The organism is Cryobacterium sp. N22 (assembly GCF_002929555.1).
GTDB lineage: Bacteria > Actinomycetota > Actinomycetes > Actinomycetales > Microbacteriaceae > Cryobacterium.
Window position 1 is genome coordinate 52,883 of the sequence record NZ_PJJP01000022.1, and the last position, 14,701, is coordinate 67,583.

12 protein-coding genes and 1 pseudogene are annotated in these 14,701 nt (G+C 69.8%); 1 reads left to right on the forward strand and 12 read right to left on the reverse strand.

Annotated features, from left to right (window positions below; all coding sequences use genetic code 11):
* Positions 1-180 precede the first annotated feature (180 nt).
* Positions 181-1,134: a response regulator transcription factor gene (locus tag CXY76_RS03010; protein ID WP_369826056.1), complete on the forward strand. Its 954-nt coding sequence runs from the start codon at positions 181-183 to the stop codon at positions 1,132-1,134.
* A 144-nt stretch (positions 1,135-1,278) separates the two neighbouring features.
* On the opposite strand, the gene CXY76_RS03015 is transcribed toward CXY76_RS03010, so the two are convergent.
* The 12 genes and pseudogenes from CXY76_RS03015 to CXY76_RS19345 form a co-directional block, all read right to left on the reverse strand.
* Positions 1,279-1,641, reverse strand: a complete 363-nt coding sequence (locus tag CXY76_RS03015; protein ID WP_104162788.1) for a hypothetical protein — start codon at positions 1,639-1,641, stop codon at positions 1,279-1,281.
* Positions 1,638-1,979: a hypothetical protein gene (locus CXY76_RS03020; protein ID WP_104162789.1), complete on the reverse strand. Its 342-nt coding sequence runs from the start codon at positions 1,977-1,979 to the stop codon at positions 1,638-1,640. Before CXY76_RS03020 ends, CXY76_RS03015 begins: the two co-directional genes overlap by 4 nt.
* A gap of 148 nt (positions 1,980-2,127) precedes the next feature.
* Positions 2,128-3,324: a GGDEF domain-containing protein gene (locus CXY76_RS03025; protein ID WP_104162790.1), complete on the reverse strand. Its 1,197-nt coding sequence runs from the start codon at positions 3,322-3,324 to the stop codon at positions 2,128-2,130.
* Between the two features lie 34 nt (positions 3,325-3,358).
* Positions 3,359-5,020 carry a cell wall metabolism sensor histidine kinase WalK gene (locus CXY76_RS03030; RefSeq protein WP_104162791.1) on the reverse strand — a complete coding sequence of 554 codons (1,662 nt, stop codon included), beginning with the start codon at positions 5,018-5,020 and terminating at the stop codon, positions 3,359-3,361.
* Positions 5,021-5,036: 16 nt separating this feature from the next.
* Positions 5,037-7,454 (reverse strand): EAL domain-containing protein, encoded by a 2,418-nt coding sequence (locus CXY76_RS03035; protein ID WP_146073348.1) that lies wholly within the window; start codon positions 7,452-7,454, stop codon positions 5,037-5,039.
* 36 nt (positions 7,455-7,490) lie between these two features.
* On the reverse strand, positions 7,491-8,594 hold the full coding sequence (locus tag CXY76_RS03040) for an aspartate-semialdehyde dehydrogenase (RefSeq protein ID WP_104162793.1): 1,104 nt from the start codon (positions 8,592-8,594) through the stop codon (positions 7,491-7,493).
* Positions 8,595-8,897: 303 nt separating this feature from the next.
* Positions 8,898-10,193, reverse strand: coding sequence for an aspartate kinase (locus tag CXY76_RS03045; protein WP_104162794.1), 1,296 nt, complete (start codon positions 10,191-10,193; stop codon positions 8,898-8,900).
* Between the two features lie 202 nt (positions 10,194-10,395).
* Positions 10,396-10,746 carry a hypothetical protein gene (locus CXY76_RS19160; protein WP_146073349.1) on the reverse strand — a complete coding sequence of 117 codons (351 nt, stop codon included), beginning with the start codon at positions 10,744-10,746 and terminating at the stop codon, positions 10,396-10,398.
* Positions 10,743-11,831 (reverse strand): serine hydrolase, encoded by a 1,089-nt coding sequence (locus tag CXY76_RS03050; RefSeq protein WP_158253827.1) that lies wholly within the window; start codon positions 11,829-11,831, stop codon positions 10,743-10,745. The genes CXY76_RS19160 and CXY76_RS03050 overlap by 4 nt, the downstream gene beginning before the upstream one ends.
* Before the next feature lie 38 nt (positions 11,832-11,869).
* Positions 11,870-12,448 (reverse strand): helix-turn-helix transcriptional regulator, encoded by a 579-nt coding sequence (locus CXY76_RS03055; RefSeq protein ID WP_146073350.1) that lies wholly within the window; start codon positions 12,446-12,448, stop codon positions 11,870-11,872.
* A 179-nt stretch (positions 12,449-12,627) separates the two neighbouring features.
* Positions 12,628-13,227, reverse strand: a complete 600-nt coding sequence (recR, locus tag CXY76_RS03060) for a recombination mediator RecR (protein ID WP_103432716.1) — start codon at positions 13,225-13,227, stop codon at positions 12,628-12,630.
* Positions 13,228-14,701: pseudogene (locus CXY76_RS19345) on the reverse strand (hypothetical protein); the annotation flags it as partial.

Sequence of the window (14,701 nt, forward strand, 5' to 3'; positions counted from 1 at the left end):
CGGGGTGCCGCGGCGGCGGCTCCGGCCGCCGGCGAACGGTGGAACGAACGGGCCGTCGAGCTCACGGCGGCAGCCGGCTGGCAATCCGGTCGACCGAACAGATCCGATCTTCGTGATGGATGCTCAGACCGCGTAATATACTCAGGTATGTCGTCGTCAGGGGAAAAACGCAGGGTAGCTGTGATTATTGAGGACGACGCAGACATCCGCCATCTGCTGGAAGCCGTACTCACCCAGGCCGGATTCGAGGCCATCGCCACGAGCAACGGACTCGACGGGGTACGCGCGGTACGCGCGTACGACCCGATCGTCACGACCCTCGACGTCAGCATGCCCGGCATGGACGGGTTCGAAACCGCCAAGCGGATTCGCGCGTTCAGCGCCACCTACCTCGTGATGCTCACCGCCCGCGACGAAGAGATCGACACGTTGCAAGGCCTGGAGTCCGGCGCCGACGACTACCTCACCAAGCCGTTCCGGCCGCGTGAACTGCGCGCCCGCATCGACGCCATGCTGCGCCGCCCCCGGCTGGCGCTGCCGCCGGAGGGCACCGAGGTCAGTGCCGAGCCCGCCGCACCAGTGAATGCGCCGGCCCCGAGCGCGCCCCCCGCTGCGGAACCCGAGTACACCCCCGCGTACGTTCCGCCGGTCATCACGCCCGCTCCCCCGGCGGCCGACCTGCCGCAGAGCCTGGCCCCGGTGCCGTCCGCCGGCCAGCACGTCGCCACCGTGCCTCTTCCCCAGGTCCGCACCGCCGCATCCGCCAGCGACGATGGCCGGGCCGACGACTGGATCGAGCACAACGGGCTGCGGCTGAGCAACGACATGCGCCTGGCCATGCTCGGCACCAGCGAGCTGGACCTGACCCGCACCGAGTTCGACCTTCTCGCCGCGCTGCTCGAGTCGAAGCGGCGAGTGCGCAGCAAGGCTGACCTGGCGCTGCTGCTGCGCGGCGAGAGCTACGTGACGTCGTACTACGTGAATGAGGCCGACAAGCGTGCCGTCGAGGCGCACCTGAGCAATCTGCGGCGCAAGCTCGGCGACAGCCTCACCGCCCCCCGCTGGCTCGAGACCGTGCGCGGCGTGGGCTACCGGCTCGCGGCGTCGGATCAGGCCGGGCGCGACTCGTACTAGAGGGCCATCCGCGCCACCTGCGGGTCGGAACCGCGCTCAAGGGCGTTCACTGCGCCCCGTACGGCCCGTCGCGCCCGCTATAGCTGGCGCTGTCGGCCACAGGGGGCGCAGTGACGACCCGGGAGCGTGCGCGCGGACCGTCGACTAGAGCTGGAGGGCGAACATGGTGGCCAGGTCGGAGCAGGCCAACTCGCCGACCTCGTTGAGACGGGTGATGTGACGCACGGAGCCCGCGATGTCGCCGTCGCGCAGGGCGTCGTGCATCATCGCCGCGGTGGCCTCCACGGTGACCGCGCCCACCATGGTGCTGCTCGAGCGGATGCTCAGCAACACCACGTGGGCTTCCTCGGCATCCGGGAATGGGTACGCCAGCGCCGCGGCCAACCGCTGGGAGCGGCTGTGCCACAGCTGCACAAAATCGTGCACGAAGCGGCGCTGCATTTCCCGGTCGCCACCCACCTGGGCGAGCAGCGCGCGCAGGGCAATGACCTCGATGTGGGCGCTCACACCTGGTAACCGCGGTGGCGCTTGAACAGTGTGAAGAACACGGTCAAAATCTGCAGCACGGTGGTCACTCCAAGGATCGGCCATCCGATCCGCAGGATGGTGGATTGGACCATGATGGGTAGCTGCATCCAGATGAACACCATTGCGGCCGCCGCGGCGAGTCCCACAAGGAGGGGCACGAGGTTGTCGTTGCCGGAGTCGGTCTCGTTGTACGCGGGCAGTTTGCAGCCGACGGTGGACCGATACGTCGGCAGGACCGCCACCATCGAGTTGAACTCGTTGGCGTAGGCATCCCGCGCCGGCGAGGCGGTCGGCACAGTCAGGGTGTTGTTGCTCACGGTCCCCACTCTGTCAGGAGAAAGCACGTATTGCCCCTGGCCTGAGGCAAGATTCTCGCAAGATGGGCTCAAGAAACAGCGCAGCGGCCGCCGCAGCTTCGCGAACCGTGAGAAAAGCACCTAAAACGTGAGGTTTTTGGGGCTTAGCTCACAGTTCGCGGAGGCCTGGCTCGCGGGCGGCGGCGGCGGCCTCGGTGGTCACGGCGATGTCGTTGCCGCCGCGGCGCTTGACGACGTCGATGGCCCGGCCGGACGCCGCGCTGAGGGCGGCGAGGTCGTAGCCGTGGTCGAAGGTGTCCGCGATACCGAAGCTCGCCGTGAGCCGGATCTGGTACGACTCCCCCAGCGGACCGTCGACGAGGGCGTTCTGCATCCGCTGCACGATCGTGAGGGCCTCGGTGGCGGATCCGACGGCGGCCAGCACGTAGAAGCGGCCGGCGGCGGGGTGCCCGATCTGCGCCATCAGCGGCGCGCTGCCGCGGAGGGTGTCGGCGAAACGGGCGATGGCTTCGTCGCCGGTGACGCGGCCGAACGCCGTGTTGATCTCCGGGAGGTTGTCGATGTCCGCGCCGATCACGGCCAGGCCGAGCTCGGCCCGTTCGGCCCGCTGCAGATGGTCGGTGGCCGCCTGCTGGAACGCGGTGCCGGACAACACGCCGGCGGCCGAGTGGATGCCCACGGTGATGTCACCGACGGCGTTGCTGCCGACCCGCTCGGCGCGCAGGATCGACGTGGCCACGCAGACGGTCACGATGAGTCCCATGTTGAGGATCGAGGTGGTGCCTGAGCTGAAGTAGGTGGTGAAGGTGGCGCTGTCGACGCCCTCGACGGTGAAGGCGATGGCGCGGCCGGAGTAGAAGAGGGCGACGATGAAGAGCACGATCGAGAAGATCCGCCCGTTGACGTTGCGGCGGAGCCGCCCGCGCAGGGCCTCGTAACCGCCCAGGGCGCCCATCAGCGCCACGACCAGCCAGAGCGGGGCCGCCCCGACCCACTCGCCGCCGTCAGCGCCGGGGAGGAGGCTGATGACAGCCACGACCAGCGCCAGGCCGCCCACCACGGCGAAGCCGGAGCCGCGGCCGTTGTAGACCCGGCTGCCCGACCAGAGCGCACCGACGGCCACGACCAGGGACGCGTTGGCGAAGGTGATCGACCACCATGCCTCGTCGCTGACGATGTAGACGCCGTAGCCGACGGCCACCATGATGCCCGCCACGAACGCGAGGCTCCACAATCGGCCCGGCGGGTCGTTGCGGTTCAGCGCGGTGTTGAAGATGAACGAGACCCCGCACAGGATCACGATCAACCCACTGATCATCTGCAGGGTGGGTCCGTCTAGTTGCATGCTGTCCCCCGTTGAGCGGCGCGGTGTGCCACGCTCAACCTCTGTTTACCGGGAGCGTGGCGATTGCCGTCGTCCCCTTGCCTTTGGTCGACTCCAGGCGCAGATCGCCGCCGTGTTCGCGCATGATGTCCCGGCTGATGCTCAAGCCCAGTCCCGTGCCGTGCACGCTGGAGCCCCGCACCGAGTCGGCCCGGTAGAACCTGTCGAAGAGGTTGCCCTGTTCGTCTTCGCTCATGCCCCGGCCGGTGTCGGCGACTCGCACCTCGATGCCGCAGGACACCTCAAGTACCTCGACCCTGACCTTGCCGGACTCCACGTTGTACTTGATCGCGTTGGAGAAGATGTTGTCGATCACCTGACGCAGCCGAAAGGCATCCGCGATGACCGTGATCGGTGCCAGCTCGGCCAGTTCGAACCGGATGTTGCGTTGCGCGGCGAGCGGCTCGGCCGACTCGGCGGCATCCGTGATGATCGCGGACAGGTCGCATGGTGCGACGTTGAGCGCGAGACCCTCTTTGGACTCGCTGGCCGCAGTGAGCAGGCCGGAGACGATTTCGAGGAGCCGGTCGGAGTTCTTCGACGCGATCTCGAGCATCCGGCGGGTGTCGGGGTCGATGGTCTCGTCGTCGAGGGCGAGTTCGAGGTAGCCCAGGATCGAGGTGAGCGGGGTGCGCAGCTCGTGCGAGACCGACGCGACGAGGTCGTCCCTGGCCTGCACGGCCCGCACCTCGGCGGTGACGTCGCGGGTCACGATCACGCCGCCGTCGTACCGGCCGGTGTGGTCGTGGATGGGCCGGGCCGACACGAGCACGGCGGCCTGCTGCTGGTCGGGCGAACCCAGCCACACCGTCACCCTGTCCACGGTCTCACCGCGGATGGCGCGCTGGGTGGGCCGGTCGGGACCGTCGAATTGCGTGACGCCGTCTTCCTTGTAGACGATGGTGGCCAGGCCGATGCCGTCGCTGACGCCGAACCGGGTCAGCATGGAACGCTGGGCCCGGTTGACGAAGTTGACCCGGCCGTCGCTGTCGTAGCCGACCACACCGAAGTCGACGGTGTTGAAGATCTCGTCGAGGGTCTGCTCCTGGCGCCGGGAGCGCTGCAGGGCCGCCTCGAACAGGCCGGCCTGCTGGGTGAGCAGCACCCGCTGCGCCAGCGCCCGCCGGTTGGTCGTATACGTGACGGAGGCAACGAACGCGAGCATGATCGTCACGACGGCCAGCAGTGGCGCCTGCGAGGTGGCGTAGCCGGTGGCGTTGAGCGGGTCGCTGAAGAACTTCAACGGCAGGCCGGCCCAGAGCAGCAGGCTGGCGAAGATGACGCTGCCGGCGGCGCCCGCCTGGCCGAAGTGTGTCGACATCCAGATCACCGGGAACACCAGCAGGAAGCTGACGCCGAGCATGGGCTGCGCCTCCCTGGCCAGGGAGAGGCCGACGATGTCGAGCAGAGGGAGGACGACGATCCACATCTTGGGCAGCCGGCGCCAGGGCACCGCGGCGGCCAACCCGGTGGTGCCGAAGATGATCATGACGCCAAGGAAGTACAGCGGTTCCACGAACATGGCCGCGTCCTTGGCCACCGTGACCGCGACAAGCAGCAGGGTGGCCGCGGCCAGGAGCAGCTGGGAGAGGAATACGGACCGCTCGACACGCTCCCGCACGCCGACGTGCGGCACCCTCAGACTCTGCTCGACCATACTGCGACCCTAGCGTTTAGAGGGGAAGCTCAGACACGGCGCGCACGGGCAGTACCGCGGCGGCCCCGAACTCTTCGAGGCGGGCGAGGGTCTTCTCGAAACTGCGCGGCACGCCGTAGTGGAATCCCTGGGCGCTGCGGATGCCCAGGGCGGAGAGGTGGGTGGCCATGGCCTCGTTTTCGACACCCTCGACGATCATCGAATACTCGAGGTTGTCGCCGAAGCCCTGCAGGGCGGTGAGCACCTCACGCTGGCGCACGTCGTCGAGGTCGTCGACGAGGCTCTTGTCGATCTTGAGGATGTCCATCGGCATCCGCACCAGCGCGTCGACCGAGGAGTCCTGGGAGCCGTAGTCGTCGAGGGCGATCATGATGCCGATGTCGCGGAGGTGGTCGGCCTGGGCGCGCACCGCGGTGGACACCCGGGCGACGGAGCGTTCGTTGAGTTCGAGGCAGAGTGAGATGCCCGGGTAACGGTCGGCCAGCTCTTCGACGAAACTGCCGACCCGCTGCGGCAGGATCTGGCCCGCCTCGACGTTGATGGTCATGCAGACGATGCGCGGTTCCAGCAGCCGGAAGTCCGCGGCGGCGGCCATCGCCTTGAGCGCCACCTGGCGGGTGAGCGCGTCGAGGCGGCCGAGGCTCTTGGCCTTCTCCACCAGCGACGGCGGCGACAACGGGCCGAGCTCGGGATCGGTGTAACGCACCAACGCCTCGAAGGCCCAGATCTGGCCGGTGACCAGGCTCACGATCGGCTGGAAGGCCAGTTCGAGCAGGTCTTCGTCGATGGCGCGGGCGACGATGTCGTTCATCTGCGACGAGCGGTGCCCGGAGATGTTGATGCTGCTCTCGTTGGCCGGGCCGCCGCGGCGGCGGGACTTCTTGATCGCGAGCATGCTGCGGTCGGCGTCGCGCAGCAGCTGGTTGACATCCGTCTCGCGGTGCGCGGAGTAGGCCAGCCCGATGCTGAGGATCGGGTTGAGCACGGTGCCGCTGATGGCGAGGGGTTCGCCGGTGGCCTCCATGATGCTCTCGGCCAGCAGCTTCGCCTCGGCCAGCGACGACAGCCGGGTGAGGATGACCACGAACTCGTCGCCGCCCACCCTGGCGACAACGTCGTAGGGGCGGATGACGGCGCTGAGCCGACGGCCGAGTTCGCTGAGAATCTCGTCGCCGGCCTGGTGGCCGTAGCGGTCGTTCATCCGTTTGAAGTCGTCGAGGTCGATGAACAGCACGGCCAGCGCCTCGGAGTAGTCGCGGTGGTCGTTGATGTTGGCCAGGGCGTCCTGGAAGGCGCCGTAGTTGGCCAGCCCGGTGAGCGGGTCGGTGTTGGCGCGGATGGTGAGCCCGCCGATGCTCTCCCGGGCGGCGTAGACCACGTCGGCGGTGTGCGCGAGGGCCTGGAGGGCGCGGCGGTCATCCCCGGTGAACGGGTAGTCCATCACGTCGCGGCGGGCCACCAGGTACTGGCCGAACGCGCTGATGGACAGCGGGGCGTCGATCTCGCCGAGGCCGGCCGGATCGTGCCGGATGCTGGCGGACTCGACGCCGACGGTGGCGGTGGCGGCGCGCTGGAGCACGGCGGCGAGGTCGGTGCTGGTACTGGCCGCGGTGATGGTGATGGGGGTGGCCTGCCCGCCGGACTTGACGAAGTGGTTCGTGGCGTTGAGGTCGATGACCCCGTCGACCACCCCGGCGAGGCGGCGGCGCATCGCCATGGCGCGCACGAGCAGAATCGTGCCGGCGCCGGCGATCGCGAGGGGCACCAGGGTGACGGCGGTGGCCAGGGTGTCGGTGCGCGTGTCGAAGAACGGATGGGTCCACTGGGTGATCAGGGCGCAGAGCCCGGCGAACCCGCCGCCGATCAGGACCAGGCGGACGACGGTGTAGGGCCGTCCGGCACCGAGGTCGAGGCTGGGCCGGTCGAACCGTCGGCGGAGGGCCTCCAGGAGCACCACCGTGGTGACGTAGGCGACCGCGCCGGCGGCGGTCACGCCGGCCGCGGGAACGTCGAGGGACTCGAGCAGGCCGTGCGTGCCGGCGAAGGCGGTGCCGCCCATGCCCGCGAGGCCGGCCGCGTACAGCGCCAGTTCGGGCCGGTGGGCGCGGATCCAGACCACGAGCAGAACGCCCAGGCAGACCAGGCCCACCGACATCAGCGGCGCGAAGACCGGGTCCAGGGCCAGCACGACCACGATGGGCAGGCTGACCACCGGGCTGCGGTGCGGCTCCGTGCCCAGCCGCAGCCGGGGGATGTCGAGGATACCCGCGCAGGCCACGGCCGCCAGGGCGATCAGCAGGTGCTCAGCGTTGCCCCCGAGTATGAGCTGGGTGAGCGCTGAACCGATTAAGGCCAGCGCGGTCGCGGCGAATACGCCGAAAGCCACCCGGCTCGCGGTGCCTGCCGCCTTGATCGTCTCCACAAGCTCTGACACTACTGGAGCGGACGGCAGGTTCGTGCCCGCGGGCACCTATCCGATGTCGACTTTGGTGGCGAGTTTCGCGGCGATGAGCTCGGCGATCTGCACGGCGTTCAGCGCGGCGCCCTTGCGCAGGTTGTCGTTGCTGATGAACAGCGCGAGGCCGCGGCCGTTGGGCACGCCGGGGTCCTGGCGGATGCGACCCACGAAACTCGGGTCGGCGCCGGCTGCCTGCAGCGGCGTGGGGATGTCGGTGAGCTGGACGCCGGGGGCCTCACTGAGCAGTTCGGTGGCCCGTGCGACGGAGATCGGCTTGCTGAATTCGACGTTGATCGACAGCGAGTGACCGGTGAAGACCGGCACGCGCACGCAGGTGCCGCTGACCAGGAGCTCGGGCAGCTGCAGGATCTTGCGGCTCTCGTTGCGGAGCTTCTTTTCCTCGTCGGTCTCGAACAAGCCGTCGTCGACGATCGACCCGGCCAGCGGAATGACGTCGAACGCGATCGGCCGCTTGTAGACGGTGGGCTCGGGCATGCTCACCGAGGAACCGTCGTGCACCAGCTGGAAGAGGTTGTCGTCGCTCGCGGCGGCACGGATCTGGGAGGCCAGCTCCTGCGCGCCGACCAGGCCGCTGCCTGAGACCGCCTGGTAGGTGCTCACGATGAGACGTTCGAGGCCGGCCTCGTCGTGCAGCACCTTGAGCACCGGCATGGCGGCCATGGTGGTGCAGTTGGGGTTGGCGATGATGCCCTTGACGGCCAGGTCGATGGCCTCCGGGTTGACCTCGCTGACCACCAACGGCACGTCGGGGTCCATCCGCCAGCCCGACGAGTTGTCGACCACGGTGACGCCGGCCGCGGCAAACCGCGGCGCCTGGCTCTTGGACAGGGTGGCGCCGGCGGAGAAGATCGCCACGTCCAGGCCGGTCGGGTCGGCGGTGGAGGCGTCTTCTACGGTGATCCGCTCGCCCTTGAACGGCAGCACGGTGCCGGCGGAGCGCGCGGAGGCGAAGTAGCGGATGTTGGCGACCGGGAAGTCGCGCTCCTCCAGCAGGCGCCGCACGACGGCGCCGACCTGGCCGGTGGCGCCGACGACGCCGATGTTGATCCCTGCGCGGCGGGGGGCTGCGGTGCTGGTGGCTGCGGTGCTGGTCACTGTGTGGTCCTTACTCAGTCAAGTCTGGTGCGGGTCGGTCTGGTGCGGGTCTCGGGCGGGTCGGTCGTGTGCCGGGATACGCGTAACTCCTGCAATTCTCCCCGTTCGGCACCGAAACGGGCCGAAACGGATGTTTTTGGCAGAAATTGCAGGAGTTATGCCGGGGTGGGCGACGGATGCGGCGGCCCGCGCCGGGTGCCCGCGAGGAGCAACTGTTGCCGGTACGGACACATGGTCCCGGCGTGCCGGGTGCAATTGTCCGCATCGGCACCAGTTGGCTGCGGCTCGGGCGAGCCAGTGCGGTTAGCGGCCGGTGCCGCCGTGTACGACGGCCTCGTCGTCGCTGTCGAGCCCGAAGGCCGTGTGCACCACGCGCAGGGCCTGGTTGATGGTGTCGGCGCGGGTCACGACCGAGATGCGGATCTCGCTGGTGGAGATCATCTCAATGTTGATACCAGCCTCGAACAGCGACTCGAACAGCTTGGCCGAGACGCCGGTGTTGGTGCGCATCCCGGCACCGACCAGGGCGAGCTTGCCGATCTGGTCGTCGTACTGCAGGCCGGCGAAGCCCACCGTCTCCTGCTCGTTGGTGAGCGCGGTGAGCACCCGCTGGCCCTCGGACTTGGGCAGGGTGAACGAGATGTCGGTCAGTCCGGTGGACGCGGCCGACACATTCTGCACGATCATGTCGACGTTGGCGTTGGTCTTGGCGACGATCTTGAAGATCTGCGCGGCCTTGCCGGGGATGTCGGGGACACCGACGACGGTGACCTTGGCCTCGCTGAGGTCGGCGGCGACCCCCGCGATGATGGGCTCTTCCACGGGCTCTCCATTCAATATTTCGGTGGCGTACGGGCTGGTGGCACCCGGGTTGTAGACGATGGTGCCGGTGTTGTTGTTGAACGACGACCGCACGTGCAGGGTGACCCCGTGCCGGCGGGCGTATTCCACGGCGCGAATGTAGAGCACCTTGGCGCCGGCGGCGGCGAGCTCGAGCATCTCCTCGCTGGAGACCCTGTCGAGCTTGTGCGCCTTGGGGACGACGCGGGGGTCGGCGCTGAAGATGCCGTCGACATCCGTGTAGATCTCGCAGATGTCGGCACCGAGCGCCGCGGCGAGGGCGACGGCGGTGGTGTCGGAGCCACCGCGGCCGAGGGTGGTGATGTCCTTGGTGTCGCGGTTGAAGCCCTGGAAGCCGGCGACGATGGCGATGGCGCCCTCGTCGAGCGCGTCGCGGAGCCGGCCGGGGGTGACGTCCACGATGCGGGCGGCGCCGTGCTGGGCATCCGTGATCATGCCGGCCTGGCTGCCGGTGAACGAGCGGGCGTCGTAGCCCATGCTCTTGATCGCCATGGCGAGCAGGGCCATGGAGATGCGCTCGCCGGCGGTGAGCAGCATGTCGAGCTCGCGGGGCGCCGGGATCGGGGTGACCTCGTGGGCAAGGTCGAGCAACTCGTCGGTGGAGTCGCCCATCGCGGAGACGGCCACGACGATGTCGTTGCCGGCCTTCTTGGTGTCGACAATGCGTTTGGCAACGCGTTTGATGCTCTCGGCGTCGGCAACGGATGATCCGCCGAACTTCTGCACGATCAGGCTCACGTGGGCACTCCTGGCTTCCGGGTACGCGGAGACATCCCGCGCTCCCATCCTAAATGCGTTCGTATTCTCGGACGTTCATGTGACGTTGTGTGCTCGCCCCCGGCGGCAACTGTTACCTGTGCGGACAAATGTGACCGGCACACCGGGTGCAAATGTCCGCATGGGCAACAGTTGCGCCGGTGGGCCGGCCGAGATGCGCAGGCTAGAGGCTGGTGACCGCGACGAGGCCCAGGATCACGACCGCCGCGAAGCCCGCGCCGACGGTGCGGCGAGTGCGCTTGGCGGGGTCCTTGAGCGGCGGCAGGCTGTGCCACCGGAGCACCGCGCCCACGGTCGCGGCGGCGAGGATCAGCACGAGGGCGTACCAGGCGAAGACCGTGGCCGTGGTCCAGTCCACGAGCATCCGGCTGGCGATGAGGATGCCGGCGGCCGCGAGGCCATCCGTCGCCAGGGCCAGGCGGTCGCGGGCGGCGCCGAAGCGGGGCGACCAGGCCGAGAGGGCGAAGCCGCCGACGAAGGCGACGACCACGATGAGCGGGATCCAGGCGGTCATTTGTTTTCCTCCAATACCTGCATGGCGATGGCATCGACGCTGGTGGCGGTGCTGCCCAGCACGATCACCGCCCGGTTGGCGGCCCGGTCCAGGGCCAGCATGCTCGCGAAACCGCCGGTGCCGCCGTTGTGCCAGGTGGCGCTGCCGTCTTCGGGCGCCTGGGTGAACCAGGCCAGGCCGATCAGCGGCCCGTCGCCGGTGGCGCCCTGCGGGTCGAGCACCGTGGCGGGGTCCACGCCGAGGGCCGGGTCGGCCGAGAGCAGTGCCTGGGCGTAGAGCGCCATGTCGGCGGCGGTGGAGCGAATGGCGCCGGCCGGGGCGTAGGCGGACATGGTCCAGGCATCCGCCGGGCGACCCGCGGTGGTGTAGCCGGTGCGCGCGCCGGCGGGCAGCGCATCGGCTGTGACGGCTATCGAGGTATCGGTCATGTCGAGCGGGTCGAGGACGCGGGTCTGCAGAAGCTCGGGGTAGTCGGTGCCGGCAGCGGCGGCGAGGGCCTGGCCGAGCAGGGCGACGCCGAGGTTGGAGTAGGCGACGGTGCCCGGGTCGGTGAGCGTCGAGGCGCGGGCGTGCTCCTCGAGCGCGTCGAGGTCGTACGGGTAGGGGTCGCTGCCGCGGTAGCTGCTCCAGACGGTGGTGGCCAGCGCCGGCGCGGTAAGGGCGATGCGGGGCAGGCCGGAGCGGTGGCTACTCAGGTCGGCCAGGGTGACCCCGGCCGCGGTGCTGTCGCCGAGGTCGAGGTGGTCGCCGGCGGGGTCGGTGAGGGCGACCTCGCCGCGTTCAATGGCCTGGGCCAACAGCAGCGCGGTGAAGGTCTTGGTGATCGAGCCGATCTCGAACTGGGTGTTCTCGTCGGCGCCGAGGCCGGCGTAGGTGACCCCGTCGGCGTCGATGACGGCGGTGACGAGGGTGTCGCGGGCACCGGGTTCGATGGCAGCCCTGTCGGCGAGGCTGCGCGCGAGGGCAGTGTCGCCGGTGGCAGCGGTGGAGAGGGTGGGCGGGCGCGGGGCGGCCAGCACCCCTGCCGTGATGACGGCGAGGGCGGCGCCCGCGGCGATCAGGCGAGTGCGGGTGGGGCGTTTCATGAGAGACCTCCGTCGAGTGGCGGGCGGGTGCGGGGGCATCAGATTCCTCCGGCAGCGAGGATGACGGTCAGGAGCGGCACCACCCGTTCGGCTGGGATGCCGTAGTGGCCGCGGGACGTGGAGTACACCCAACCGGCGGCGATCAGCTGGTTGACGTGGTGGTAGACCTGCCCGGTGGTGCCGACGCCCTCGAGCGCGGCGAGGTCGGCCACCGCGACGGTGCCCGTGGCGATGGCCTGCAGCAGCCGCAACCGCACCGGGTGACCGAGCGCGGCCAGGGCGGAGGTCGAGGCCGGGCGGCTCCAGTCGCGGGCGAGGATCTCCCCGGTGGGGAGGGCGTACTGCCAGTCGGCCGCTCCCCCGCCGGGCAGGGTGACGCTGCCGGCATAGAGCACCGCGCCGGGCGGGGGCGCTATGGACTTGAGGGCGTTCAGGGCCCAGAAGACGTCGCCGGCGGGAGCCTGGGTGCTGGGTGCCGGGGCGACGGGAGGGGCGGCGGGCGGCTGTGCCGCGGGCACGACGAGTGGGACGGAGCCGGCCTGCACGGCCCGTTCGAGTGCGTCCACCCGGTCGCGCAGCTGCGCGAGTTCGTGCGCGTGTTCATCCGGGGTCGCCATGCATCCAGTATTACGTACTTACGGTGAAACCTCTACGTAATCCCGTAGCTTCGGCCCCACGGGCTGCTAGCGGATGCAACTATTGCCCGTTCGGACAAATGTGACCGGCACACCGGGTGCACATGTCCGCACGGGCAACAGTTGTCGCCGCGGCGGGGCCCGGGTGACCGGGCGGCGCGCTAGCCGGTGACCGTGCGACGGCCCTCGAAGGCGCGACCGAGGGTGACCTCATCGGCGTACTCGAGGTCGCCGCCCACGGGCAGGCCAGAGGCCAGGCGGCTGACCTTGATGTCGAGGGTGGTCAGCAGGCGGGAGAGATAGGTGGCGGTGGCCTCGCCCTCGAGGTTGGGATCGGTGGCGATGATCACCTCCTGCACCGTGTTGTCGGCGAGGCGGGTCATCAGCTGGCGGATGCGCAGATCGTCGGGGCCGATGCCGTCGATGGGGCTGATCGCCCCGCCGAGCACGTGGTACAGGCCCTTGAACTCGCGGGTGCGCTCGATGGCGACGACGTCCTTGGCCTCTTCGACCACGCAGATCGAGGTGGGGTTGCGGCGCGGGTCACGGCAGATCATGCAGGTGTCCTGCTCGGAAACGTTGCCGCAGATTTCGCAGAACTTCACCTTGTCGCGCACCTCGAGCAGCACGTTGGCCAGGTGGGTGACGTCGAAATTCTTGGTCTGCAGGATGTGGAACGCGATGCGCTGCGCCGACTTCGGGCCGATGCCGGGCAGCCGGCCGAGCTCGTCGATGAGTTCCTGAACGATGCCTTCGTACATTTAGTTGTCGTTCCTCTGTCGCGAGATCGGGTCGTGCGGCTGTTCCTCGATGAAGGTGGCGCCGAGGATCTCGCGCACCACGGCCTCGCCGTAGCGCTGCTTCTCGGCGAACGCCGGTGAACGCCGGGCGGGGGCACCCTGGGCTCCCGCGCCGCGCTGGGCGGATGCGGTGGGCGCGGATGCCGTCGGCTGCGCCTGACCGGGCGCCTGCTGCTGGCCGGTTACTTGCTGACCTGAGGCTTGCTGGCGGGGAGGCTGCTGGCCGGCCGGCCGGGTGCCGCGGCTCTGTTCCGGGGGCGCGGAGAACTGCTGCGGGTCCGGCGGGAGGTCGTCGTAGGGCGGCGGCTCCTCGTCGAAGGGTGGCTCGAAGTCGGGCTCCGGCGCGTAGTCGTGCGCCGGGGCGGACTGCGCCGCCGAGGGTGCCGCGGCGGATGGTGTCGACGACGGCCCGGTGGCGGCCGGGGCCGTGCCGGTGGCCGCGCCAGCTGTCGCAGTGCCGGGTGCGCCGGCGGGAGTACTGGCGGGTGCACTGGTGGGCGTGCCGGTGGGCGCACCGGTGGGTGCGCTGAGGGGTGCTCCGGCGGGTGCACCCAGGGCGGGCATGACGACGGCCGGTTCGCCGGCCGCGGTCTCGGCGGCGGCCAGGGCGGCGGCGGATCCGGGGATGACCACGGTGGCCCAGCCTGTGGAGGTGGTCGGTGGTGCGAGGGTCGCGGTCGCCGTGCCCGTGGCCGTCGCCGTGCCGATCGCCGTGGCCGGGCCAGAGCCGGAGCCGGACGTGGCGTCGCCGGACGAGCCACCGAACGCGGAGGCACCGGCCGACGGCAGATCAACAGCCGCGGCTGAGGTCGGCGGGGCGCTCGGCGCCGCGTTGGTCGGTGCTGAGCTGGACGGAGCTGAGCTGGACGGAGCCGAGCTGGACGGAGCCGCGCTGGATGAGGTCTCATCCGCGAATTGGCCCGCTGCGGTCGAGTTGCCCTGGCGCACCGGGGCAACTCGACCGGAGGCGGGCAACTCGGCAGAGGACGTTGGTGCGGAGGTGGGCGGCGTGGGTGCGGAGGGGGCTGCGGCGGCGAAGGTCTCGGAGTCGGCGCGGGCGATGAACTTCACCCGCAGGCCGAGCACCTTCACGATGGCGCCGCGGAGGAACTCGCTGACGCCCTGGCCGGGAGCCTGCTGAGCCTTGAAACCCTGCATGTCCCCCTCGCTGGGGAAAGACAGCACAAGAATGTCTTCGCCGCGCAGGTCAAGCACGCGGGCTGTGTACACCACGAGCCAGGCGCTGAGCTTGACCTCCTTGACGGCCTCGAGGATCTGGGGCCAGGCGTCCTTGATCTGCGCGAGGGTCACGGGGCCCACCGGAGCGGTTCGGGCCGCGGCCGGCGCGGTCTCGGCGGCAGGTTCGGCCGGGGTCGCGTCGGGCGCCGACGGGCTCGTGCCGGCAGCGGGGCTGCCCGCGGGCGCGGCGGCGCGG

Coding starts and splice junctions, on each gene's coding strand:
- CXY76_RS03025 (WP_104162790.1), bottom strand. CDS start 3,324: ATGCAACTAGACGGACCCACCCTGCAGATGATCAGTGGGTTGATCGTG.
- CXY76_RS03030 (WP_104162791.1), bottom strand. CDS start 5,020: ATGGTCGAGCAGAGTCTGAGGGTGCCGCACGTCGGCGTGCGGGAGCGT.
- CXY76_RS19160 (WP_146073349.1), bottom strand. CDS start 10,746: ATGACCGCCTGGATCCCGCTCATCGTGGTCGTCGCCTTCGTCGGCGGC.
- CXY76_RS03050 (WP_158253827.1), bottom strand. CDS start 11,831: ATGAAACGCCCCACCCGCACTCGCCTGATCGCCGCGGGCGCCGCCCTC.
- CXY76_RS03055 (WP_146073350.1), bottom strand. CDS start 12,448: ATGGCGACCCCGGATGAACACGCGCACGAACTCGCGCAGCTGCGCGAC.
- recR (WP_103432716.1), bottom strand. CDS start 13,227: ATGTACGAAGGCATCGTTCAGGAACTCATCGACGAGCTCGGCCGGCTG.